Origin of the sequence: Prochlorococcus sp. MIT 1303 (genome assembly GCF_001631965.1) — a bacterium.
In the GTDB taxonomy this organism is placed as follows: domain Bacteria; phylum Cyanobacteriota; class Cyanobacteriia; order PCC-6307; family Cyanobiaceae; genus Prochlorococcus; species Prochlorococcus marinus_D.
Genome location: NZ_LVHK01000043.1, coordinates 116,520 through 139,727, shown reverse-complemented (window position 1 = coordinate 139,727; position 23,208 = coordinate 116,520). Strand labels below are relative to the sequence as shown.

The 23,208-nt window shown below is 53.9% G+C and carries 25 protein-coding genes and 2 tRNA genes; 9 read left to right on the top strand and 18 right to left on the bottom strand.

Translation table 11 applies throughout. The features are described 5' to 3' along the window. Positions 1-90: 90 nt before the first annotated feature. A tRNA-Arg gene (locus tag PMIT1303_RS13530) sits at positions 91-160 on the bottom strand. A gap of 144 nt (positions 161-304) precedes the next feature. Between PMIT1303_RS13530 and PMIT1303_RS14265 the strand changes: the two genes are divergently transcribed. Both PMIT1303_RS14265 and PMIT1303_RS08640 read left to right on the top strand, forming a co-directional pair. Further along, entirely contained in the window at positions 305-430 is a 126-nt protein-coding gene (locus PMIT1303_RS14265; RefSeq protein WP_255359776.1) for a hypothetical protein, read from the top strand. Positions 431-517: 87 nt separating this feature from the next. Next, on the top strand, positions 518-1,915 hold the full coding sequence (locus tag PMIT1303_RS08640; protein ID WP_063398367.1) for a hypothetical protein: 1,398 nt from the start codon (positions 518-520) through the stop codon (positions 1,913-1,915). Positions 1,916-2,129: 214 nt separating this feature from the next. On the opposite strand, the gene PMIT1303_RS08635 is transcribed toward PMIT1303_RS08640, so the two are convergent. Then, positions 2,130-2,203: transfer RNA gene (locus tag PMIT1303_RS08635), tRNA-Arg, on the bottom strand. Positions 2,204-2,270: 67 nt separating this feature from the next. On the opposite strand from PMIT1303_RS08635, the gene PMIT1303_RS08630 reads away from it, so the two are divergent. Beyond that, positions 2,271-3,095: a hypothetical protein gene (locus tag PMIT1303_RS08630; RefSeq protein WP_063398459.1), complete on the top strand. Its 825-nt coding sequence runs from the start codon at positions 2,271-2,273 to the stop codon at positions 3,093-3,095. 36 nt (positions 3,096-3,131) lie between these two features. Here PMIT1303_RS08630 and PMIT1303_RS08625 read toward each other — a convergent pair whose 3' ends face one another. Then, positions 3,132-3,353 (bottom strand): hypothetical protein, encoded by a 222-nt coding sequence (locus PMIT1303_RS08625; protein WP_063398366.1) that lies wholly within the window; start codon positions 3,351-3,353, stop codon positions 3,132-3,134. Positions 3,354-3,396: 43 nt separating this feature from the next. Then, positions 3,397-4,266 (bottom strand): 16S rRNA (cytidine(1402)-2'-O)-methyltransferase, encoded by an 870-nt coding sequence (gene rsmI / locus PMIT1303_RS08620; RefSeq protein WP_063398365.1) that lies wholly within the window; start codon positions 4,264-4,266, stop codon positions 3,397-3,399. Between the two features lie 24 nt (positions 4,267-4,290). Here rsmI and PMIT1303_RS08615 point away from each other — a divergent pair, with 24 nt between their 5' ends. After that, positions 4,291-5,208 carry a 3'(2'),5'-bisphosphate nucleotidase CysQ gene (locus tag PMIT1303_RS08615; RefSeq protein ID WP_063398364.1) on the top strand — a complete coding sequence of 306 codons (918 nt, stop codon included), beginning with the start codon at positions 4,291-4,293 and terminating at the stop codon, positions 5,206-5,208. Between the two features lie 16 nt (positions 5,209-5,224). Here PMIT1303_RS08615 and PMIT1303_RS08610 read toward each other — a convergent pair whose 3' ends face one another. The 13 genes from PMIT1303_RS08610 to sppA form a co-directional block, all read right to left on the bottom strand. Further along, the gene (locus PMIT1303_RS08610; RefSeq protein WP_063398363.1) at positions 5,225-7,390 is read right to left on the bottom strand and encodes a polyribonucleotide nucleotidyltransferase; all 2,166 of its coding nucleotides are present in this window, start codon (positions 7,388-7,390) and stop codon (positions 5,225-5,227) included. Positions 7,391-7,582: 192 nt separating this feature from the next. Beyond that, positions 7,583-7,885 (bottom strand): 30S ribosomal protein S14, encoded by a 303-nt coding sequence (gene rpsN / locus PMIT1303_RS08605; protein WP_063398362.1) that lies wholly within the window; start codon positions 7,883-7,885, stop codon positions 7,583-7,585. Positions 7,886-7,993: 108 nt separating this feature from the next. Continuing rightward, entirely contained in the window at positions 7,994-9,076 is a 1,083-nt protein-coding gene (gene rseP, locus PMIT1303_RS08600) for an RIP metalloprotease RseP (RefSeq protein WP_063398361.1), read from the bottom strand. 19 nt (positions 9,077-9,095) lie between these two features. Then, positions 9,096-10,373: a serine--tRNA ligase gene (serS, locus tag PMIT1303_RS08595; RefSeq protein WP_063398360.1), complete on the bottom strand. Its 1,278-nt coding sequence runs from the start codon at positions 10,371-10,373 to the stop codon at positions 9,096-9,098. Between the two features lie 74 nt (positions 10,374-10,447). After that, positions 10,448-11,938, bottom strand: coding sequence for an AAA family ATPase (locus tag PMIT1303_RS08590; RefSeq protein ID WP_063398359.1), 1,491 nt, complete (start codon positions 11,936-11,938; stop codon positions 10,448-10,450). Beyond that, positions 11,935-12,465: a DUF177 domain-containing protein gene (locus PMIT1303_RS08585; protein ID WP_063398358.1), complete on the bottom strand. Its 531-nt coding sequence runs from the start codon at positions 12,463-12,465 to the stop codon at positions 11,935-11,937. Before PMIT1303_RS08585 ends, PMIT1303_RS08590 begins: the two co-directional genes overlap by 4 nt. Continuing rightward, the gene (gene yidC, locus PMIT1303_RS08580) at positions 12,462-13,598 is read right to left on the bottom strand and encodes a membrane protein insertase YidC (protein WP_063398357.1); all 1,137 of its coding nucleotides are present in this window, start codon (positions 13,596-13,598) and stop codon (positions 12,462-12,464) included. The genes PMIT1303_RS08585 and yidC overlap by 4 nt, the downstream gene beginning before the upstream one ends. 81 nt (positions 13,599-13,679) lie before the next feature. Next, entirely contained in the window at positions 13,680-14,087 is a 408-nt protein-coding gene (locus tag PMIT1303_RS08575; RefSeq protein WP_011130738.1) for a PH domain-containing protein, read from the bottom strand. Then, a complete protein-coding gene (locus tag PMIT1303_RS08570) occupies positions 14,084-14,470 on the bottom strand; it encodes a ribonuclease P protein component (protein ID WP_063398356.1) in 387 nt (128 codons plus the stop codon). The genes PMIT1303_RS08575 and PMIT1303_RS08570 overlap by 4 nt, the downstream gene beginning before the upstream one ends. A gap of 61 nt (positions 14,471-14,531) precedes the next feature. After that, complete coding sequence (gene rpmH / locus PMIT1303_RS12915; RefSeq protein ID WP_011825283.1) at positions 14,532-14,669, bottom strand: 50S ribosomal protein L34; 138 nt, start codon at positions 14,667-14,669, stop codon at positions 14,532-14,534. Between the two features lie 48 nt (positions 14,670-14,717). Beyond that, entirely contained in the window at positions 14,718-15,308 is a 591-nt protein-coding gene (locus PMIT1303_RS08565; protein WP_063398355.1) for a DUF2808 domain-containing protein, read from the bottom strand. A gap of 127 nt (positions 15,309-15,435) precedes the next feature. Then, positions 15,436-15,822 (bottom strand): chorismate mutase, encoded by a 387-nt coding sequence (gene aroH, locus PMIT1303_RS08560; protein WP_063398354.1) that lies wholly within the window; start codon positions 15,820-15,822, stop codon positions 15,436-15,438. Further along, positions 15,819-16,631, bottom strand: coding sequence for a signal peptide peptidase SppA (gene sppA, locus PMIT1303_RS08555; protein ID WP_063398353.1), 813 nt, complete (start codon positions 16,629-16,631; stop codon positions 15,819-15,821). Before sppA ends, aroH begins: the two co-directional genes overlap by 4 nt. Before the next feature lie 53 nt (positions 16,632-16,684). Here sppA and PMIT1303_RS08550 point away from each other — a divergent pair, with 53 nt between their 5' ends. Continuing rightward, the gene (locus tag PMIT1303_RS08550; RefSeq protein WP_063398352.1) at positions 16,685-17,644 is read left to right on the top strand and encodes a DMT family transporter; all 960 of its coding nucleotides are present in this window, start codon (positions 16,685-16,687) and stop codon (positions 17,642-17,644) included. A 118-nt stretch (positions 17,645-17,762) separates the two neighbouring features. Continuing rightward, positions 17,763-19,604 carry a glycosyltransferase family 39 protein gene (locus PMIT1303_RS08545; RefSeq protein WP_063398351.1) on the top strand — a complete coding sequence of 614 codons (1,842 nt, stop codon included), beginning with the start codon at positions 17,763-17,765 and terminating at the stop codon, positions 19,602-19,604. A 110-nt stretch (positions 19,605-19,714) separates the two neighbouring features. Here the strand turns inward: PMIT1303_RS08545 and PMIT1303_RS08540 are convergent, their stop codons facing one another. Further along, complete coding sequence (locus PMIT1303_RS08540) at positions 19,715-20,257, bottom strand: DUF721 domain-containing protein (protein WP_063398350.1); 543 nt, start codon at positions 20,255-20,257, stop codon at positions 19,715-19,717. A 66-nt stretch (positions 20,258-20,323) separates the two neighbouring features. Between PMIT1303_RS08540 and PMIT1303_RS08535 the strand changes: the two genes are divergently transcribed. From PMIT1303_RS08535 to PMIT1303_RS08525, 3 genes are all read left to right on the top strand, one after another. Continuing rightward, positions 20,324-21,127 (top strand): PspA/IM30 family protein, encoded by an 804-nt coding sequence (locus PMIT1303_RS08535; RefSeq protein ID WP_063398349.1) that lies wholly within the window; start codon positions 20,324-20,326, stop codon positions 21,125-21,127. 125 nt (positions 21,128-21,252) lie between these two features. Beyond that, a complete protein-coding gene (locus PMIT1303_RS08530) occupies positions 21,253-22,449 on the top strand; it encodes an aminotransferase class I/II-fold pyridoxal phosphate-dependent enzyme (RefSeq protein WP_063398348.1) in 1,197 nt (398 codons plus the stop codon). Beyond that, positions 22,436-23,194 carry a biotin--[acetyl-CoA-carboxylase] ligase gene (locus PMIT1303_RS08525; RefSeq protein ID WP_063396231.1) on the top strand — a complete coding sequence of 253 codons (759 nt, stop codon included), beginning with the start codon at positions 22,436-22,438 and terminating at the stop codon, positions 23,192-23,194. The genes PMIT1303_RS08530 and PMIT1303_RS08525 overlap by 14 nt, the downstream gene beginning before the upstream one ends. The last annotated feature ends 14 nt before the right edge of the window (positions 23,195-23,208 follow it).

Genomic DNA, 23,208 nt, shown 5'->3' with positions numbered 1-23,208 from the left:
CTTTTCACTAAAGTAAAAATTAAGCGCGCTCATTGCAAAAAAAACGGGGGTGCGTTTGGAGAATTCTTCAACTCGTTTCCTCTGACTGCACGCCCCCTGATGGATTCGAACCATCGACCGACTGCTTAGAAGGTAGTGATTAAGCCCAGTGGTGATGGGCATTTTTGAGTCTATGACTGGATTTTCGCAGATCTGTGCAAGCGGCTGCAATCCGTTGCAAGCGTGATATTCCGTAAAAGTGGGAGCAGCGCTCTCACTTTTCTGCAGCTCTGCTTCCGGACTCTGCAGCCCTCTGCCATCACTGGTGACGGACTGCCTTGGAGGCAGTTGCTCCCTGCGCCTCGACGGACTGAATCACGTCGGCCATCTGCAACCGCTTGCTGGTTTGCGTCAGGTGGGCCAGCGCCAATCGGAAGGCAACTGCCACTGATTCCGGGTCCTTTGCTACAAACAACGTATTTAAGTCGCGCGGAAGGTTTTTATAGCCACAATTATTCTGAACATTCCTTGCATCTCCATGACCGCTCCATTTCTAGACATGGATACATTGGAAAGGGATGTTAATGCATTAAACAATTTCTCAGATTTAATTGGCGGCTATATTGCAAGCCTAGACATAGGCGATGATGGGACTGTATTTAACAAGGATGAAAAATATATCGGCCTTAGATGGAGCGGCAGCATCGGAGATTTTAATCTTGAAATGACGCCAGATAGTGGCTATAAATATGAAGATATACATTACAAAAAAGATATGTTTGGAAATAAGTATATAGACAGCGGATCAAGAGTTCAGTTTTGGTGGCCAGTAACAGGAAGAGTTTTTGGGCAAGACGAAATAGTCAAAGGGGGATTTGAAACTGTTACTCCTACTACTTTAGACGTTGAGTCCGAAGCAAATCAGACTTTAAGTCTAAAACTTCATGGAGCAGGAGATGTAAGCGCTCCATTCTCGGGCGACATAACCATTAACATTGAGACTTGGGAACTTGCAATGAAAAACCCGGACATCAATTTCAGTACTCATGGAGAGGGTATAGTCGAGGCCTTGCCAGAATACATGCGGTCATTATTAAATGTCCCAATTAAATACGACGAATATAACTTAAAGGTTGATATTGGAGAGTATGAATTTACCGACTTCGATTTTGACCCAGATATGACATTATTCTGGGATGTCTTTTACGCTCAGTACATTCAACCTTTTTCTGTATTGTGGGATGAGACTTTAGGTTTCCTCCTTGGAGTACACAACCCTATCCCAGATTTTAATCAAAATGTCAAAAAGCAGATAGAAACAGGCGACAAAGAAGGCAAGAAATGGTTAGGTAATTTTATTAGTGATCAGATCAATGATCCGAGCGTCAAGCCATATGTCGACGCTTCAGTAATGGTTCTTCTGGCTAATTCATGGAACGATGATGAATACCCTGCAAACTTTGTCATTGACCTGCCCTATGATTCTAGGCATACCGATATTACTGGGATCCAATCCAAGGAAGAGCATGGCTCTTACGCTGTCCTCATTGAGGACGGTTCAGGAGAAATGACGAACCAAGATAAGAGCAAATCGGGTAGATTTACTTTTTATGAGGAAGAAAAATTCAATACAGGAAATGCAGATACAATAACTAACTTTAGTCAGACAAGAGGCGACACTATCAAGCTTTCGAGGAAGAAGTTCAATGGCCTCGAAGATATTGATTTTGAGCATGTGTTCAACGATATGAAGTTTGGAAGAGCTGCGATGTCAAGCTCAAATATCATTGCTTATAACAAGGGGTTTGAAGTTGAACTATTTTACGATGAAAACGGCAAGGATTCTGGGCTTGGCGATGGCGGTCTATTTGCTGTATTAGGCGGTCAAGCCCAGGATCTGCCTACACTCGTTGCGTCAGATTTTGTTGTTATTTGAGTTAGCTCTCTGTTGTATATCGGCGCCTAAGCTCTAACTGAGAGCTATACAAGACCCGCAAGGGAAAAACAGGGGGGCGCTGATGTTGTCGCTATCTATTGCTTTCTGCTCTCAATGAATTTGTTCTACCACAAGCAAGAGCAAAGTGGGAGCAGGCGCCTGTTCCCACTAAAAAAGGGACCCCGGAAAACTCGTGATCCCTTGGTGTAACTGACGCCCCCTGATGGATTCGAACCATCGACCGACTGCTTAGAAGGCAGTTGCTCTATCCAGCTGAGCTAAGGGAGCACTACAGCATTTTGGCAGTCAACATCGAGTTGGCCTCCTATGGTTAGAGGCTGCGAACTTGCATCCGATGGCGGCCAGCCGGCTCAGCGATAGTCAGAAATCTGAGCTTGTGGAGCGTTACAGGGCAGGTGATGCCACAGCAAGCCTTGCCAAGGCTTACGGCTGCAGCCCTAATACTGTCACGCGCACCGTTAAAACGCTGCTTTCAGAGAAGGACTACGTCGCGGTGAAGGCCTCTCGTGCCCAGCGTGGTGCGATCTCTAAGACTCTCTCTGCTGTTGGAGAAGCAACCGTTAAGGAGCCATCAGAGTCGAGCTCATCGACGCTGAATTCGCTTGATGAGGTGAAGCTTGAAGAGGGGAAGTTGGATGAGCTCGCGTTGGACGACGAAGCTGCAGGTGTTCTTGCTCTCGATGATGCCGATGACTTTGGTCATGATCCGGAAGAGGACTCCAGCGAAGATGATCACCTCGAGTCGGACATGGGGGATCTCCCTGGGTCCGAGGTGTTTCACGAGCTGGTTCCTTTAGTCGCAGATTCTGGTGTTTTCAGTGATCGTCCAAAGGTGAAATGTAAGCCTCTCTTGCCTGGTTTGTTACCTAGTAGCGTTTATATGCTTGTCGACAAGACAGTTGAACTTGATGCACGCCCGCTGAAGGAGTTCTCAGAGTTGGGTTTGCTAGCCGATGAAGATCAAGACAGACGGGCTCTTTGTTTGTTTGCGAATCCCCGTTCTGCCAAACGTCAGTGTGGACGTAGTCAAAGGGTGATCAAGGTACCTGACACAAGCGTTTTTGAGCTCACTACCTCCTATCTGTTGGCTCGTGGAATCACTCGTTTGGTGCTGGAGGGTTCACTGATTGCCCTTGATGCTCAGGCCCCATCGATCTGAACGGTTCTTGATTGGTCGCTTCAGAGTCAGAGTCGTTCAGGCTCTTGGCTTGGGCAGCAGCAGAGCGGCTGTACTGCCGCCACTAATGACACCTGCGACGATTGACATCCCTACCAGAAAACCTGTGGGGAGCTCTGCGCTTTTGGCATCACCCAGCCTGAGACTGTGGCGATCACTGAGGTTTTGGGCTCCCAGGCAAAGCACGACCAGGAGTAATCCGCCGCTGACAAGACTGGTTGTGAGCAGCCGCAGCCGCATGATCTGTTTTCGATGGTTCCCTTAGTTTGCCCTTGCTAGGAGTTCACTCGCTCTCGTTTTCTACCATTTGGTGTACAAGGGCATAAAGAGCCCTTCTGGATTGCCCTGACTGTTGAGCGAGTTGTCGAGCGGCATCGCTTGCACTTGCTCCACTGGCCATCAACGCTGCCAATTCCGCTCGCCAATGCGCGTCACTTTGCTGATCTGGTCCTGAAATTGGAGCACCTCCTAGGACAAGAGTGCATTCCCCTAGAGGCTTGTGTTCAAGAAAATGCTGTAGGGCTGCTGCGATCGTTGGACCTACTTGTTGTTCATGGCGTTTGGTGAGTTCCCTGGCCACCTGTAAAGGCCGCTCATTACCGCAAAGTTGCGCCAATTCTTTCAGCAGTTGCACCAGCCGGTGTGGCGCTTCGTAAAGAATGGTTGTTCGGGTCTCGCTGGCGACCGCTGCTAGCTGCTGCCGCCGTTCCTTGCCTCTGGAGGCTAGAAAACCTTCAAAACAAAAGCGGCCAGATGGAAGTCCGCTGCTCACTAAGGCTGTTGTTGCTGCACAGGGGCCGGGAATACAGATCACCTGGTGCCCCGCTGCCCTAGCGGCTGCGACGAGTTGTTCGCCGGGATCGCTGATGCCCGGCAGCCCTGCATCACTGATTAAAGCCAGGCTTTGCCCTTCGTTGAGCAGTTGAAGCAGTTGGGGGAGGCGAGCTTTGGTGTTGTGTTGGTGGAAGCTGAAACGTTGACTCTGCGCGCCCAGGCCGTTGAGTAGATGGCCGCTATGGCGTGTGTCTTCACAGGCGATGGCCGAGACATTCGTGAGCACAGAGCGTGCTCTGGGGGAGAGATCTCCGAGGTGACCAATGGGCGTCCCAACCACATAGAGCACCCCTGGTGCTGGTTCCTCTCGCTGACTCAAAATGAGGCTTGCACGTGTCTATTCATGATGCCGAACGCACCTCTTCTCCCTGTTGGTGTGGACCTGGAGGTTTTGTTGCAGCAATTGAGGCGATTGAGCTGGGGTGCTGCAGACATCCTGCTGGCCTATGCCCGGGGAGAACAGCCACCGCATGGATTTTCTAAGGCTCTGAGTGTTGACGATGGCGGTGAGGGGCCTGTCTCTGCTGCTGACCTTGCAGTGAACCGTTGGCTTCTGGATGGCTTAGAAGCGAATTTCCCCTTGGCAGATTGGACTCTATTGAGTGAGGAGACGGCAAAGGAGCAACTCACTGCAGGCGAACCCTTAGCGGCGGAATGGTTGTGGATCCTTGACCCCTTGGATGGCACAAAGGACTTCTTGCAGGGCACAGGTGAATACGCCGTGCATCTTGCCTTGGTGCATGGTCAACGACCAGTGCTTGGCGTGGTACTCCTGCCAGAAGCCGAGGAGCTTTGGTTCGGTGTGATCGGTTCTGGTGCCTGGTGCGAAGACCGGCAGGGACAACGTTCGCCGGTGCGTTTTAGTCAGCGCAAGGCTTTTGGTGAGTTGATGCTGGTAGCGAGTCGCAACCACCGCGACAACAGGCTTGAACAGCTGTTAGAGAGTCTTGCTCTTGGTGGTACCAAGGCTGTGGGCAGTGTGGGTTGCAAGGTAACCACGATTCTGCGCGGAGAAACAGATCTGTATGTCTCTCTTTCAGGTCGTAGTGCTCCAAAAGACTGGGATATGGCGGCTCCAGAGGCGGTGCTGATGGCTGCAGGGGGATGTTTCACTCATGCTGACGGACGCCAGCTTGCTTACAACAGCGGTGATGTGCGTCAGGCCGGATGTTTGATCGCCAGCCATGGCCTAGCCCACGCCCACCTTTGTGAAGCAGCGGCGCGGGCTATGCAAGAGATCGACCCAGGCTTTCAGGTTTGAATTGACCTGTAGCCCATCAGTTGAGAGGGGCTACAGGAGTTGGAGCTGGCTCTGATTGAGTCTCTTCGCCGTTCTGAGGGACGCCTCTGAGTGTGAGGTTGATACGGCCACGATTGTCAATCTCTCGTATCCGTACTGTCACCTCATCACCTACTTTCACGACGTCGTCGACCTTCTCCACGCGAGCCTCTGACAGCTGGGAGATGTGGATCATGCCCTCTTTGCCGGGCAGGATCTCTACGAAAGCCCCGATCGGAATGATCCTTGTGATGGTTCCGCTGAACACTTCCCCTTCGTTTACTTTGCGGGTGAGTCCTTCGATGATGCGTTGGGCTGCCTCTGCAGCAGCCCCGTCATGAGAAGCAATCGTGACGATGCCACCGTCTTCAATGTCGATCTTGGTGTTCGTGCGTTCTGTGATGCCCTTGATTGTGCGACCACCCGGTCCAATCACTGTGCCGATCAGTTCTGGATCGATTCTGAAGCTCAGCAGGCGCGGGGCATGGGGAGAGAGGCTAGTCCTAGGAGCGTCAATGGCTTCCAGCATCTTCTCGAGGATATGGATCCTGGCAGGGCGGGCCTGATTGACAGCTTCTGCAATGGTTTTGACAGGAAGGCCGGTGATCTTCATGTCCATCTGCAGAGCCGTGATGCCATCTTTTGTTCCAGCCACCTTGAAGTCCATATCACCGAGGAAGTCCTCGATTCCCTGGATGTCAGTGAGGATGCGAATCTCAGCATCTTCCTTGATCAAGCCCATGGCGGCTCCGCTGACTGGAGCCTTCAGTGGAACACCTGCATCCATGAGGGCCAGGGTGCTGCCGCAGACCGAGCCCATCGAGGTGGACCCATTGGAGCTGAGGACTTCGCTCACCACCCTGAGCACGTAAGGGAAGGTGTCCTTGGGAGGCAGTACTGGAATGATGGCGCGTTCAGCGAGGGAACCATGGCCTACCTCACGGCGCCCGGGCGATCGCATTGGACGTGTCTCGCCAACGGAATAGGGGGGGAAGTTGTAGTGGTGTAGATAGGTCTTCTCAGGTCCAGGGTTGAGGTCATCCATCTCCTGGGCATCGCTGGGTGTGCCCAGGGTGGCGGTGGACAGCACCTGGGTGAGTCCGCGTTGGAAGAGTCCGGATCCGTGCACGCGTTTTGGCAGCACGCCTGCGGCGGAAGTGATGGTGCGGACCTCATCGAGCTTGCGACCATCGACGCGTTTGCCTTGTTTGATGATCTGCTCACGCATCAATTTTTTGGTGAGCGCCTTGAAGTTGTTGCTCAAGACTTTGCTGTTGGCATTCACTGACTTGCGAACGGCATCGTCTTCTTTGAGGCTGTCAATGGCTTCAGCTGTTTTCGCTTTGATGGCATCCAACTTGCTATCGCGTTCAGCTTTGGTCTGCTCAAATTGCTTAAGCACTTCCCCGATGCTCTTGCTGCAATTTTTTTCCAGATAAGTCGACAGCTTGGTGTCTTGAGTGGGGGGTTCCGGCTGTACCTGCTTAATCCCTGCATCCTTGAGGATTGATTGCTGTGCCTTGATTAATTCGCAGACGGCTTCATAGCCAAAGTCGATGGCTTCGATGACGTCCCCTTCTGGCAGCTGGTTTGCACCGGCTTCAACCATGACAACCCCATCTGGAGTGCCAGCTACCACGAGATCGAGATCGCCACGTTCGATTTCTCGATAGCTGGGATTCAGAACGAAATCATCACCGAGAAGCCCTACCCTTACTGCAGCCATTGGTCCCTGGAAGGGGATGCCTGCTAGCAAGGTGGCCATGGAAGCTCCCGTAACGGCCAGCACATCTGCTGGAACCCGTTCATCGAGAGAGAGGCATGTTGCCACGATCTGAAGGTCGTCCCTCATCCAGCTAGGGAATAAGGGCCTCATGGGGCGGTCGATTAGACGAGCGATCAGTGTGGCTCTCTCTGGCGGGCGTCCTTCACGTCGCATGAAACTGCCTGGAATGCGGCCAGCTGCATAGAGCCGCTCCTCGTAGTCGCAAATCAGGGGAAGAAAATCGATGCCTTCGCGGCCTGTGGATCTGGTGGCGGTTACCAGGACAGCGGTATCGCCGCATTCCATCATCACGGAACCACCGGCCTGGGGGGCATAGCGCCCTGTGGTCAGCCGAATCTCCCGACCATCAAAGGAGATCGACTGTGTCTGACCTTGCACGTGCTCTTATGTTTTTTTTGTCAAGCACCATACTGGCACTTTGCCGAGTCAACTTTCGTGGAATTTTGGAATTGATTCCTGTTGGTTCAGTTGCTAAGCAATAAAAAAGAGGGATGGATGACTTCATTCCCTCTTGCGAATGAGTAAGAGCTCTCTACTCCTATAGATGTAGATGCAGAAATGGTTTAACAGTTACCAGCTCGACTTGACAACTCCAGGAAGTTCGCCCTTGTGAGCTCGTTCCCTCAGCTGGTTGCGGCATAGCCCGAAGTCGCGATAGACGCCTCTTGGCTTTCCTGTGGCCCAGCAACGATTGCGGATGCGGGTTGGAGCACTGTTGCGCGGGAGAGCTTGAATCTTGCGGTGGATCTCAAGACGTTGCATTGGATCCTTGGCTGCATCGAATGCGGCCATTAGAGCCCCTCTCTTGGCTGCGTAGCGCTCAACAATCTTCTTGCGCTTTACATCACGGGCGATCATTGACTTTTTAGCCATGCGGCAGTTTTGAAGCGCGAGGGTCGATAACGAACTTTACCTTCCAACTGCTGTAATTGTTTTGCTTGCCCAGTTTTCAGCTGCTCAGGCTCTTGCAAATAGGGCAGATCAGTGACCGATCAGCTGTTGCACCACCGATAGTTGAGTGGTGTCGCGAACGATCAGCACCACACTGAGACCTACCAATAAAAAAAAGCCTGATTGCATGAAAGCCATCTGGATGCGCTCCGGAATTGGTCGCCCACGCACGCCTTCTAAAAGCAGTAGCAACAGTTGGCCGCCATCAAGTAGGGGTAGTGGAATGGCATTGAGTACGGCGAGATTGATCGAAAGCAATGCCGCGAAGAGCACGAGGCCAGAACTACCCTGGCTGGTTAGCTGGGCGCCCATTTCGACAATCTTCACAGGGCCACTGACTTGTTGGGCTGTGGTTGCGAAATCGGTGATGAGTCCTGAATAGCCCTTAACGGTTCGACTGAGTAGGGAAATGAATTGGCTGTCAACATGGTTCAGAACCTCTCCGGGGCCGTGGGCCCGGCGGGTTTTGCCTGTGACGTTGGCCTGCAATTGGGCGCCCACCCTGCCATTGCCTTGTTGCTCAGCGGGGATGAGCACAATCTTGCTGCGTTGACCCGAACGGACTCTGTCCAGGTGAATTTTGCTGCCTGGTGACTCTTTGATTTGACTCACCAGGGCCTGGATCGCGTCTTGACCTCGCCCTAGCTCTTTGCCATCCACGCTGAGGATTCGATCGCCAGCGGCTAGCCCTGCAGCAGCAGCGGCTTCTCCGGGTTGAACGGCTACAACGATGACACCTGGATCAGGTTGGCTTGGAAGCCCGATCATGACCGCTTGGCCCATTAGCACCAGCCATGCCAGCAGAAGATTGGCCATGACCCCTGCACAGATCACCAGGGCTCGTTGTCTGATCGGCCGGTTGCGTAGTAGGTCGGGATCATCAGGGGGGATGTCGCTGTTTTCGTCGTCATCCGGAAATGAAACGAAGCCCCCTAAAGGCAGAACTCGCAGCGCATATGTGACACCCCTTCGTTGTCGTTTGATCAGCGCCGGTCCAAACCCGATCGAAAATCCATTCACACGGATTCCCTGAGCAGTGGCAGCCAGAAAGTGTCCAGCTTCATGAATGATGATCAGCAGGGCTAGAACCGTCAGCGCCGCAAAAACGTTCATTCAGCTTCTAGTAATTGGTTCATTCTGGCTCTAGTCGATCGTTGCCGAAATAAGGCACAAGTGCCTTGGGGAGGAGGACACTCCCATCAGATTGTTGGCCTGTTTCGAGAAGGGCAGCCATGGTGCGTCCTACCGCCAGGCCACTGCCATTGAGGGTGTGGATGAGTCGGGTACCTTTTTCGTCTTTGGTGCGAATTGCAGATCGCCGTGCTTGGAAGTCTCCACAGATACTGCAACTTGAAATTTCCCTGAAGGCGCCTGCTCCTGGTAGCCAGACTTCGAGGTCGTAGGTGCGTGAGGAAGAAAACCCTAGATCACCTGTGCAAAGTTCAATGACGCGGTAGGGCAATTCCAAGGCCTGCAGCACGGCTTCGGCATCGGCTGTGATCTGAGCGTGGGCAGCCTGCGAATGGTCTGGATGGACGAACCAATAGAGTTCCACCTTGTTGAATTGATGCAGCCGGATCAGGCCACGGGTGTCTCGTCCATAGCTGCCAGCTTCGCGACGAAAGCATGGACTGTAGGCGGCGTATCGCAGTGGCAGTTGCTCAGCGGGGATGATTTCATCGCGGTGCAGAGATGTCACCGGCACCTCTGCAGTTGGTGTTAGCCAGAGGTCGTCTTCAGCGCAGCGGAAGCTTTCTTCGGCGAATTTTGGCAGCTGGCCAGAGCCCGTAAGGCTTGCGGTATTCACCAGTACCGGAGGCATCACTTCTCGATATCCCTTTGAGGTGTGAAGGTCGAGCATGAAGTTGATGAGTGCTCGTTCCAGTCGTGCACCCTGACCCATCAGGGTGACGAAGCGACTTTGGGCAATCCGTACAGAGCGTTCTGTTTCGAAAAGTTTGAGCCGCTCGGCAATTGACCAGTGCTCAAGAAGGTCTTTCCCTTCACGTGGCTTGCCCCAACAGTGTCTTTCCTGGTTGTCGTTCTCGTCGCGTCCTTCAGGACAATCAGGGGAGGGCAGGTTTGGCAAGCTCAGCAGTTGCTCTCGCAATCGCGCTGATAGTTGTTTCTCCTCGTCTTCTAAAACGGCCACCTTTTGCTTGATTAGGTTGCCTTGATGTCTTAGTTCTGCCACGTCGCTGGCTTTTGGGTCGCTTCCCTGCTGGATCCGTTGACCGACTTCCTTGCCGATCCGATTTCCTTCTGCCTGGAGGCTGCTGCGCTGTTCCTCGAGATTTCTTTGTTGCTGAGCGATCAGTTGTAGGCCCGTTAGATCTAACGTCATGCCCCTTCGGCCCAGTTCGTTGGCAATCAGGTCGGGGTTGTCCCGCACCAGGCGCTGGTCAAGCACGAGGGTTTTGAAGTCAGCGCCAGCAGCCTAAGTGTTGTTGGCTTTGCAAATGAATCCTGTTTGGTTACTCCTATTCAGCCTGCGAGATTGGAAGCAACAGAAGATGCTGCTCGGGCTCTTCCGCTAGCGGCCCATTCCTTAAGGGCGTTGAGTTGTTCTCGGGCTGTGCGGGAGAGCGGCACCAGTTGGCTGGCAGCAAGAATTAGGTCGGTCTCTCCAAGTTCTCGGCGTTCGGCGAAGGCCAAGTGCATCGCCTCAATCACAGTCTGTTCGAGTTCGGCACCTGAGAAGCCTTCGCTTCGATCGATGACCGCAGCCAGGGGCAGGTTCAAGTTCGGTCTTCGTCGCTGTATATGGAGCTCAAGGATGTTGCGGCGTTCCTCGCTGAATGGCAGGTCAAGCAAAAAGATTTCGTCGAAACGCCCTTTACGCAGAAGCTCTCCAGGTAGGCGCTCTACGCCATTAGCCGTAGCGACGACAAACACCGCGGAGGTTTTCTCCGCCATCCAGGTGAGCACGTTGGCAAGGACACGTTGACTGGTGCCGCCATCACTTCGGGCATCACCACCAAAACCTTTGTCGATCTCATCGATCCAGAGAACACAAGGAGACATGGCTTCTGCCCGCTGGATCGTCTCTCTGGTACGAGCCTCGCTAGCACCCACTAGCCCGGCAAATAGGCGGCCTACATCGAGGCGAAGCAGTGGCATCGACCAGTTATGGGCGATGGCCTTGGCGGTGAGCGATTTGCCTGTGCCTTGGGGGCCGATCAGTAGAACGCCGCGGGGCAGTGGCAAGCCAAAGTGACGAGCTTCGTCGGAGAATGCCTGATGGCGTTGCTCAAGCCAACCTTTAAGGCTATCGAGGCCGCCTATGTCGGCAAGCGAGGCCTCTGTAACGCAGTACTCCAGAACCTCGCTGCGGGCTACGGTCTGACGCTTTTCCTCAAGCACCTCGGCGAGATCTGCCCAACCTAGTTTGCCCCGCTGTGCTAGTGCACGGGCTGCTACCTGACGCACCCTCATTTCGCTGAGGCCGCTGCAAGCGTGGGTTAGCTCTTCTAAAACGTCTGCTGAAAGGGGGGAGCCGCTTGCTTGGGCAATGTTCTCCAGCAGTGTTCGCAGTTCTGGTTCCTGCGGCAGCGGGAGATCGAGAATGGTCAGGGAATCATCAAGATCGCTGGGAGGAGTCCATGGCCCTGAGCAGAGAACCACAGTGTGGGGTTGATGGCGCAAGTGAACCGATAAGTTGCGCAACATGCGTGCGATACCAGCGTCTTCGCAGAAGTGATAAAAATCTTTGACTAGCAATAGGGTTGGACTACTTGCATCAAGTTGTTGCAGCCATTGCAGGACGGCCATCGGTTGACGTGCCCCAAGCCCTTCTTCGTTAAGCACGCCTTTAAGGCCGCCAATAAAATCCCAGCTGGCAAGGCGACGTGGTTGTAGTCGTTTTGCGGCTTGCTCAAGCAGCACTTCAACACGCTCCTCTTCGCTGCTGCGAATCCAAAGGAGAGGTGTTCTGGCTCTGATTAGTAGATCCAGGTGGTTATCCCAGCTCGTCATGGCGAGGTGAGTTTGTGTAGTGCTGCCCAGCGTGGATCGAGATCAGTTCCCTCAGGTTTCACGGCAGTGGTTTGGGCTGAAGGCTGCAGTTGAGCTGGACCGGGACAATCGGCCCCACAACGTTTGACTAAAGGCATCCGCAGACTCAGTTGTTCGAAAACCCAACGTTCTGGGTCAAAGCTGCCAAGAGGGTCAAGGCACTCCATCAGGGCATCCATATCCTCGGATTGGCTTGAGCCATGGAGTTCGTTTGGGTTTGGACCATTGCCCTTCAGCCAGATCAGTTCTTCGGTGTTACAGGCGAGGGTTTGATTGAATTCGCTTAGGCATCGATCACAGCAAAGGGTGACGATGGTTTGGAATTTTCCTTTCACTTCAAGAATGCTGCCTTGATGCTCGGCGCTGATGCTGCCTCTCAATGGGGTGAGAGAAGACATCTCGTCCAGATGTCCCTCGATCGACCAGTGCCGAGGAGCAGCCAAGGCTTTTAGGTCTTGCAATGAAATGGGTTGGAGCCCTGGGATCATTTACTACGTTTTTTTGGTTCAAAGGGAAGACGATCTGATCCACCGATTGCTTCTGTTGCTAATGCAGGTTTGGACAGCTGGTCATTGAGGATTTTCTGCAGGTTCTCAGGTAGGGCTTCACGACTAAGCAGAAATGTCTGCCCTGCTTGAAAGATGTTTGCGATCACCATATACAGCAATACACCTGCTGGTAGTGGAAAGAACAAAAACATTCCCGTGATCATCACTGGCGTGATCTTGTTGGCTGTTGATTGTTGAGGGTTCGCAGGCAGCCCCCTGCCGGACAGGACTTGCGAGACCAAAAGCGTCAAGCCGAAACCACCAACCAGAATTGCGATATCCCAGTTGATTTCCCCATCAACGTAGAAACCAACTTGACCAAGGGCCTTAATGAATAGAAAGCCACTTTGGGCAGCAAGGCCAGGAATTTTGCCTTGAACAGTGGCATCGCCTTCAGCCAAAGCCTGGACAGTGCCATCCTCAGATACCTTGACAAGATCATCCCCCTTGGTGACGCTCCAGGTTGGCGTGAACTTGGTTCCACCTTCTACGCCAGAAAGCCTGCTTGTGAAGCTTTCGCCAGTGAGTGTTTGCAGCTTGATTTGGGCCTTGTCTCCTACTCCTAATTTTGTGCCGCTTGGCAGAGAGGCAATGACTGGGAAATGCTTGGTTTCACTGATGAAAATCGAATGCTTGCTACTGGTAAATGGCTTTGGCTCAATGGCTGCAATTTGGTCGCTAGGCAGCACCTTGAGGTTCACCAAGTAGGGCACATCAGCAAAAGGTGATCCTCTAAGGGTTGCAAACAGGGCGAAGAGAATTGGCATCTGTACCAATAGGGGTAGGCACCCTGAGAGAGGGTTGCCGAACTCCTTCATGACTTTCCCTAGTTCTTCCTGTTGCTTCTGAGGGTCTTTGGCATAACGGCTCTTGATTTCATCCTGGCGCTTCTTCATCGCCGGCTGGGCGATCCGCATGCGACGAGCGCTACGAATGGATCCAGCACTTAAGGGGAACAGTGCCAATCGGATGACCACTGTGAGGGCGACGATGGCGAGGCCATAGCTCGGCACTAATCCGTAGAAGAAATCCAGGATCGGGAGCAGAATGTTGTCGGAGATGTACCCGATCACGATCGATTGCTGAGGGTGGATGGAACTGTGATGCCAGTGTGCATCAGCACCTATATGGCTGAGTTACAGGCTGGGGTCTATTTAAGCCGCAAAGCCCTTTAGATCCTGGGGTGAACCTTTGGCCCTGCGTGCGCTAATCCGCGCATTGATGTATTTCTCGGTTTCTCTGAAGCTAGGTAAAGAGCGCATCTCAAGTCTTGAACCATCGTTGAGTACCAGTACCATGTCGCCCCAGGAGCCCAGGCCACGGGGCACTGAGCGCACCTCCTTGATTTGGCTATACACGACTTGGGTCTTATCGCGTCCCAGCCATCCCCCAGTCACCGAAACGCGTCGATTGGTAATGCGAAAGCGCAGCCACAACGCTCGAATCACAGCTCCAATGGTGAAAGGAAGGCCAATCAGTGTTAGCCCCATCAATAGGTTGATGATGAGATCGCTTTGAGCGGGGCCTCCCTCATAGAAGACCTCTTCTGAGGTTGTGATCATGACAACAAACCTGCTTGATGGAGCAATCTGTCGCATTCTTCTAGCAATGGAGATGCCTCTATTGCGGAGGCGACTGGCTTGAGGCTGATCAGCACCCAGTGATTGCAATGCTCGGGTGCAACCTCAAGCCTGCTTCTTAGGTGATCGTGCAGAAGTCGACGCAGACGGTTGCGAATGACGGCCCGTTTGCTCACTTTGCTGCTGATCACAACGGCACAACGGCATGCCGTGAAGTTGTGGTGCCGATGGGGTGATTTGAGCAGTTGGGGATCTGCTTCGATGACACGGAGCACCATTGAAGTTCCATAAAAGCGATAGCCCCACTTCTGAAGGCGCTCAAAACATCGACTTCCCCTTAATCGCATTGATGCTGGCAGCACCATTTGAGGTTGGCTTCCTGAGGAAGTGGCGTGTTTTGAGTGATTGACCCAGCAGTGTTATGGATTAGACAGCGAGACGAGTGCGGCCACGTTTTCGGCGACTGCGGATCACTCTTCGACCAGTGTGAGTTCGCATGCGCACACGAAATCCTGAGACGCGTTTTCGCTTGCGGCTGGTTCCACCAAAGGTTCTTTTTGTCATTGAAGGAGAACGGCCTACAGCCTTTTGTCAGTCGACCAACTTATCAGTTCAGTTGATGTCAATCAGCCAGCTGCCAAGGTAGCCGCCCATTGGCACATCTCCAGGAGCTTGGGCAAGGGCATTGAACTGGAACATCCCACGTTGGTCGGGGTTAAAGATTTTCATGACCACCGCATAGGTGCCTTCTGTAGGGATGGGGGTGTCCGGGAAGACTTCAATGCTTGTTTGGTCTTCAGAGACTTCGAAAATCGCAGGAACCTCTTCTTTGCAGCGGGTGCGTGACAGCATGCCCCCTAGATGGACAAGGCAAAGGTTCAGCTTGTTCGTTTTGATCTTTGCATCGAAATAATCAGGGACAGTGATGCTTAGCTTGAGGATCGCAGTTTTGCGGTCCTTGGGTTTCAGCATCAGGTAATAGGTTGCTCGGTCACGCCTGATGGTTGAGCTTTGCCAGTAATAGAGCTTTTTATAGTCTTTAGAGTTCTCCCAGCGAAATTCAAGTAGCGCTGGTGTTGCCTGGGCTCGAGCCTTTGGTGGTGTGATGCTTTCAAGCATCACACTGGAACCGATCAAACCGGCAGTGAGGCCTCCTAACGCAAGGGTGCCTGGAATACAAAACTTGAAGAGCTGCTTAACCATGAGATCAAAGCGGGTGTGTTGGTAACCACCAGCACTAAAAAGTACATGGATTCTCCTTTGCTCTCCTCTATGAATCACAACGACTAGGACGGCCTAGTAGTTGGCAGCTTTTGGTGCGGCAAGTGATTCAGCATCGATCTGGACGCAGTAGCGAGGTTTCTCCAAGGTAGGGATGTTGAGGTGGCTGATCTGAGGGCAGCCAGGCATGGGCAAGCATGCGGATGCAGCGTTTGAGATCCCCCTCGACATACATTTGCTGGCAGTCCAGCAGTGCTATCGACTCCCATCCTGCTTGACGGCGCGCGATCGCTGCAGGGAAACAGGCGTTTAGGTCTGCCGTTACAGAGAACGTGATGGACACGATGTCTGCAGGGTTGAGTTGATTGCGTTGCATTAGCGCTTTCACGAGCTCGCTGACGGCTGCCTCGATGGCTTTGGTCGTGTTTGCAGAGCTTGTTGTGGCACCTCTGAGCCCGTGTAAGTGGAGGCCTCCATAAGGGATGGCAGTGGTCATGGCAGAAAGAGCCAGAGCACCTGACCACTATTGCCAAGCTCAAGGTTGAGAAGCTCTGCAAGTTTGGATAGGAGTTTGCTGCCTGGTAGAAATCCCGCTAGCCGTTTTTTGGGGCGTCCCAGTTTGAGCGTTTGTGTGTTGGCTTCATCAAGGTCCGCCAGCTTGGCCGCAAGTTTTCGAGCATGTTCTTCATCTCCCAGCTCATCGATGAGTCCGAGTTCATGGGCCTGAGCTCCGCTGAACACGCGGCCGTCGGCGAAGTTGCGCACCTCTTCGGCACTGAGATGGCGGCCTTCTGCTACCGCGTTCACAAATTGCTCATAGCTGCTATCGATCAGTGATTGCAGTAGCTGACGCTCCTCTGCTGTGAGTGCGCGATCAGGCGAGAGAATGTCCTTGTAGGTGCCGCTTTTTACTGTCTCGAAGCGGATGCCGATTCGCTCCAGCAATTTGGAGAGGTTGTTGCCCCGCAAGATGACCCCGATTGAGCCAGTGATTGTGCCGGGATTGGCAACAATTTTTTCTGCAGCTACCCCGACATACACACCGCCGGAGGCGGATACATTGCCGAAGCTCGCTACGACATGACAACCCTTTTCTCTAAGCCTGAGCAGGGCCGCATGGATTTCCTGACTGTCACCGACAGTTCCTCCTGGGCTGTCGATGCGCAGCAGAAGAGCAGGAAACTCTCTCTCTTCAACTTCCTTGATCGCTTTCAGCACCCGCTCGCGCGTTGCACCGCTGATTGCTCCGTCAATGGTGATGTGTGCGATCCTTCGGCGAGATTTGCGTCGCCAGAGCCAGCCCATTCAATTTCTTCGTAGAGGATTGGATCTTAAAAAGGAACCTGCTTGTTGCCTTCATGTTGTCAATACGGCACTGGCTGCTGATGGTCCTGCCCTTTGCCCTTTGGGGTACGGCCATGGCTGCGATGACACCTCTGGTGATTTCGGGCGGACCGCTTCTCGTCGCTTGTCTGCGCCTTTTGCCAGCAGGAGTTGTCATCCTGCTGGCCTTGCCGTCGCTGGGACGTCACTGGGCTATCGCCTCAACTGACAGGATTTGGTTCCTGGTCTTTACGGTTGTTGATGCATGCCTTTTCCAAATGTTCCTGGTCAAGGGCTTGGCCTACACCGGAGCAGGGATGGGATCGGTGCTGATTGACTCCCAGCCATTGCTGGTAGCTCTGCTGGCACGCAGCCTGTTTGGAGAGTCCATTAACCCAGTTGGATGGATGGGTTTGATGTTCGGTTTGGTCGGGATTATCTGCCTTGGTGCCCCGCCGGATTTGTTGCGCCATTGGTGGTTGCTAGGCGAACAGGCGTCTGGTTCCAGTTTGTTGGAGCAAGGGGAAGGCTGGATGCTCGCAGCAGCCATCGCCATGGCCTTAGGCACAGTGCTGAGCAGGTATGCCTGCCGGAGCAGTGATCCCGTTGCGGTCACTGGTTGGCACATGGTCTTAGGCAGCTTGCCGTTACTGCTCTGGCACAGTTTTGATCGCACATGGCCTTTGTGGCCTGATTGGACTGGCTTTGATTGGGGATTGATGGCTTACGCCAGCCTGTTTGGCAGTGCCCTGGCCTATGGATTGTTCTTTTGGCTCGTCAATCGGGAGGAGCTCACAAGCTTTAGCACCCTGGCATTCCTTACACCGGTGTTTGCCCTTGCTGCTGGTGGCGTTTGGCTAGGAGAACGGCTTCAGCCTCTGCAATGGTTCGGGGTGGCTTTGGTCCTGCTTTCGGTGCTTGTTGTGAGTCAGCGTCGTCGACTATGGGAACCGGTTGAAGTTGACTCGGATGTGTTGCCGGGGGAAATCGGTTGATGTTATTTCGTTCCTTGCGCTTGGATGGAGATGGTCCACTCTGCTGGCCTGCCCCTATGGCACTTCAGAAGATATTGGGTCTGCTCAGGCACATAGCCAGGGATGCCACCATCACTAGATGGTGCTGACGTTTGCTGCGACGGTGTTGCTGTCTCCTCTTCAACGGCGTAGAGGCCTGCTGCTGATTCTGGCGTTTGGGGTAGCTCTCTGCCTTTGGCAGTTAGGAGACTCTGGTTTGGTTGATGAAACCCCGCCTCTCTTTGCCGCGGCAGGTCGTGCCATGAGTACTACAGGAGATTGGCTGACGCCGAGGGTTAATGGTCTGCCTCGCTTCGACAAGCCTCCTCTGGTGTATTGGCTAATGGGGTTGGTTTATGCCTTGCCCGGCCATGAGGTTTGGGACCCATTAGGGACATGGGCGGCACGTCTTCCTTCTGCCCTTGCATCTGTCTTGATGATGCTGGCCCTTGGTGACACTGTGATGTGTTGGCCCCAGAAGGATGACGCTTGTCCACGCCGAACAGGTGTTGCGGTGGCCTTGGCCTTTGCTCTTTCGCCACTGGTCATGGTCTGGAGTCGGGTTGCTGTTAGCGATGCCTTGTTTTGCAGCACATTGGGGGTGAGTTTGCTTCTGCAGTGGCGCCGCTTTGCTGCCCCGAGTACCCAGCCATGGTGGTTGGCCTGGCTTGTTTTGGGTTTAGCAGTGCTGACCAAAGGACCAGCGGCTGTCGTGCTGACTGGCATGGTGCTTGTTCTATTTGCTTTGCTGCAGTGGAATCTGGCCAGCCTTTGGCAGCGGTTGCGCCCTCTGCCTGGTTTGTTGATTACTGCCCTGATCAGCCTGCCTTGGTATGTGGCGGAATTGCTTGTGGAGGGACAACCTTTTTGGGATAGCTTCTTCGGCTATCACAACCTTCAACGCTTCACATCAGTAGTCAATAGTCACCTGCAGCCTTGGTGGTTTTTCGGGCCTGTCTTGGTGGTTGCCTCCCTGCCATTTACCCCCTTGCTGATCCTTGGGCTGTTGCAGGCCTTCGTTCCAGTCAGGAAGGGCGGTGCGCTTTGCCAGAGAGAGCCTGAGGGATCTCTGCAGAGTTTTGCGGCCTGTTGGCTGCTAGCTGTGTTGCTGCTATTCACTTGCGCTGCCACAAAATTGCCAAGTTATTGGTTGCCTGCGACACCGGCGGCCGCGTTGTTGATTGGATTGGCCGCAAGTGTTTCCCCTCAACAGCGACCAGGTCTTGTTTGGGCATGGGGCGGATCAGTTGTTTTGGCGGGATTGTTAGCGGCAGGGCTGTGGGCTTCACCGTTCTGGGTTGAATGGATTTATGACCCGGAGATGCCCACCCTTGCGGCAGAACTGCTGGCTAGTCGTCTTGTACTCAGGGCAGCAGTCTTTTTCAGTCTTTCGGTGCTACTTGGGATCTGGTTGGCTTGGCGGCCACGGCCTGGGCGATTGCTGGCCCTTCAAGGGCCATTGGTTGCTTTCCAATTGTTTTCGTTCTTACCGATGTGGGCGTTGGGTGACAAGGTGCGCCAGTTGCCTGTAAGGCAAGTTGCTCATCTGATGGTCGCTTCTCAGAAGTCTCGCGAACCCTTGGTGATGGTTGGGGCAATCAAACCTTCACTTCACTTCTATACCGATCAGGTGGTGGTTTATGAGGGGCGCTCTGCGGGGGCGTTAGTGAACCTGGATGATCGATTACGAGAAGAAGAGCGCAGTGGATGGTCAGGTCTGCCTATTGAGGGGCCCATGGGATCTTCAACCGCTCTCTTGGTGATTGATCAGGGCACAACGCAGCGGAGGCATTGGCAGGACCTTCAACCTGAGCTGCTTGGCAAGTTCGGGATCTATAGGGTTTGGCGGTTGGATCGTCGGACTCTTGAGAAGCGAGCGAATCAGCTCAAATCTGAAGGGTTCCAAACTGATTGGCGGCAACCACGACCTGAGCGTTTCTGATGTTTTGCTTGTCTTAATTGCAGGATGAAGTGGGTGCTTCGGCCTGCTCTTGTCATTTGCTTTTGGACCACCATGCGAGCAAGACGTCTTGCATGGTGCGTGAGCAGGATTTAAGCATTTGTTCCCGATTGGGGCGGTTCAGCAAGTTGAAGTCTTCTACAGAAACCACATCGTCCCCAGAGGGCCATTTCTCCAGCTGGGGCAGGACTACCGCAGGCCTGACAGGCGGCCATTCCATGAACATCAATTCTGCTTGGATGTCGTGCCCAGATGCTGGCTTCACTTTCCAGCTTTGGGGTGTTTCCGGGGTGGTGTTGTTGAATGCGGAGATCTTTGATGTCATGGCCCGCGGCACGCAAGGCTGCCAAGAGTTGGGGGCGGTTATAGAGCAGGGCCTGCCTCCACTGAGGATGGCTGGCGCCGATGATCAAAACCCCTTGGCGAAGGTTGAGTGGGCGGCAGTGAGGGGCAAGCAGGGGGCCTGCCAGTCGGGGCCATTCTTGCCAGAGACCAGCCATGGAGCCTTGTTGCTTCCAGTCACGCTTAATGGATTCAAGGCAGTTGCAGAGGGCTGTGACTGGGGCGGGAGGCGCTTCTTGCAGCACTTCTCCTCGACCAAGCCGTTTGCGTTGCTGATCGGGAGCTATGGCCATCTCAAAAGCCTAAGTGGAGTCTTGGCTCCAGCTCGCTAGCCTCCGAGAGGTCTTTTCAATGCCTCGATGGGCTTCTTTGACCGGTTAAGCCGCTTATTACGTGCCAATCTCAACGATCTCGTGAGTAAGGCCGAGGATCCCGTCAAGATCCTTGATCAATCGGTTGCAGACATGCAAGCCGATTTGGTCAAGTTGCGACAGGCTGTTGCTATAGCCATCGCCAGTCAGAAGCGGCTTCGCAATCAGGCTGATCAGGCTGAGGGTCAAGTTAGAACCTGGTACGAACGTGCTGAGCTGGCTCTTAAGAAGGGTGAGGAGGATCTCGCGAAGGAAGCCCTTACTCGTCGTAAGGGTTTCCAGGAATCTTCTACGGCGCTCACCAACCAGCTCAAAGGGCAGGAAGGGCAGGTGGAGACTCTCAAGCGGAGCCTAGTGGCTCTTGAGGGCAAGATCGCCGAGGCCAGAACCAAGAAGGACATGCTCAAGGCCAGAGCACAGGCGGCAAAGGCCCAGCAGCAATTACAGAGCGCTGTGGGCAATCTTGGCACTAACTCTGCAATGGCGGCCTTTGATCGTATGGAAGACAAGGTCCAGGCCTTGGAAGCCAGTAGTCAGGCTGCCGCTGAGCTCGCCGGTGCTGATCTTGAGAGTCAGTTTGCAGCTCTGGAAGGTGGAAACGATGTCGATGATGAACTATCTGTTCTTCGTCAGCGTCTTGAGGGGGGGGCTGAGGCAGTGGCTTTGCCCGCCGCGGAGACGTCTTCACTTGAGGAGAGTAAGGATGCCAATGGCCCAGAGGTGGAGGCTGTCAAGGTGGCTGAGGTGGATGCTGAGTTGGAGGAACTGAAGCGCGCCATCGACAAGCTCTGAAAGGGGATGGATTTCATCGGCAGATCATTGTGCTGCAAGATGTCTTGCCTCCTTTGCGGAGTTCTTAACGGCTGCTTATTTGATGTAGTAACCGATCACCAAAACACAGTTTTAGCTTTCCGTTGATGGCGACTTCAAGGCGTCTAGGCAGATTGGGTCGTGGCGTTTTTGACCGCAATGACCGCCGTAAGCAGGCTTATCGCCTGGCTAACGCAGGCCCTCAAAGTTTGCCTCTGCTGGATTTGTCACTGGGGTCCACAGACTTATCACCTCCAGCGGTGGCACTTGAGGCTATTGAAGTTGCTCTAAGGGCACCTGAGAGTTCTTCTTATTGCTTGCATGCTTCGACGAGGCCCTTTCGGGAGGCGGTCGCTGCGTGGAGTCAGAGGCGCTTCGGTGTCAGCGTTGATCCAGATCGGGAAGTGTTGTTGTTGGTCGGTTCACAGGAGGGAACGGCCCACCTGCCTTTGGCAGTTTTGGATCCTGGGGATTCTGCCTTGATTCTGGATCCTGCTTATCCTTCACACCGGGGTGGGTTGATTTTGGCCGATGCCCGTATTGAACGACTGCTGCTCCGACCGGAGCAGGAATGGCGACCTGACTTCAAGGCTTTAAGCAACAGTCAGTGGGACCAGTTGCGGATGATGGTTTTTGGGTTTCCTCATAACCCCACAGCCCAGGTAGGAGAACAGAGCTGGTTGGCGGAAGCCATGGATCGGGGCATCCGTCATCAAGTGGTGGTTGCTCACGACAATCCTTATGTGGATTTGGCACTGGACGGTGAGGCGCCAGCTCTGTTGCGTTGTCCTGGTTGGAGGGAATGCGGGATTGAGTTTTTCTCCTTCTCCAAGGCCTGGTGCTTGGGGGGGTTCCGATTGGCCTTTGCGATTGGTGCTGAACATTTGATTACAGCCCTACGTGAGCTCAAGGGTGTCGTGGATTTCAACCAATCCTTGGCGTTACAGAGAGGCGCCATAGTCGCCCTTACCGATGCCCAAGATTGGCCTCAAGAGATTCTTGGGGTTTACCGGGAGCGCAGAGACAGGACCCTGGCAGCTCTTCACGCATTGGGTTGGCATGCTCCTTGTCCATCAATGGCGCTTTATCTTTGGTTGCCGATTCCAGCCTGGGCAAAACAGCAGAACTACAACGATGAGACTTTGGCAGCAGATCTTTTGGATCAGACTGGAGTTGCCTTGACGCCTGGATCAGGTTTTGGTTCCGGCGGGGATGGTTGGCTGCGCCTGGCCCTGGTCCATCCGGTGGAAGATTTGGAGGCGGCAGTTGCCCGGATGTGGCCTTGGTGGCATGCGCACATCTGAGTCATGGACTGGTGCTGCTGCGGTTGCCCGTTTGTGGCGTAGGCAGTCTTGCGGGGCTAGGCCATGGCAGTTGCGCTGGCAGCCGGTCTGTGCGAGTACTGAGTTGATGTTGTCTGATTGGCTGAAGCAGCAGCCTTGTTCAGCTCAGCAGCCTCGGGCCTTGTTTGCTGATCGCCAGACCCATGGGAGGGGACAGCGTGGTCGGGTCTGGCAGTCACCGATCGGTGGGGTTTGGATCAGTGCCGCTTTGCCCTGGTTTGATGCTCAGTGCTCTGCCGGTATTTTTGGAGTAGCAGTGGCTGTGGCGCTGGCTGAAAGGCTCGAGCGGCGGGGAGTGCCCGTGAGTATCAAGTGGCCTAACGATTTGATGGTGGGGAACCGTAAATTGGCTGGTCTCTTGCCGAGATTGGTGCACCGTGGCAGTCGCGTCAGGCTGGCACGCATTGGTCTTGGCCTGAATGTTTGCAACCGTGTGCCCAGAGAAGGGATTGCCTTAGATGAGTTGCTTCGATCAGGCCAGTGTCAGCCTTTGGTCTGGATGGCAGAAGTGCTATGCGCTCTTGATCGAACTATGGATTTGGCTGGTCGAGCGGATTGGGTTTGCGCCGAAGCTGAGCGACGCCTCTGGACAAAGCAGGTTCGTGATCCGAAGGGTGGTGAACTCTGGGACGTGATCGGACTGGGACTGGATGGGTCGCTTTTGCTGAGCCAGGGTTCTCGGACCATGCGCTGGACACGTTGGTGATAACTGAATTGGAT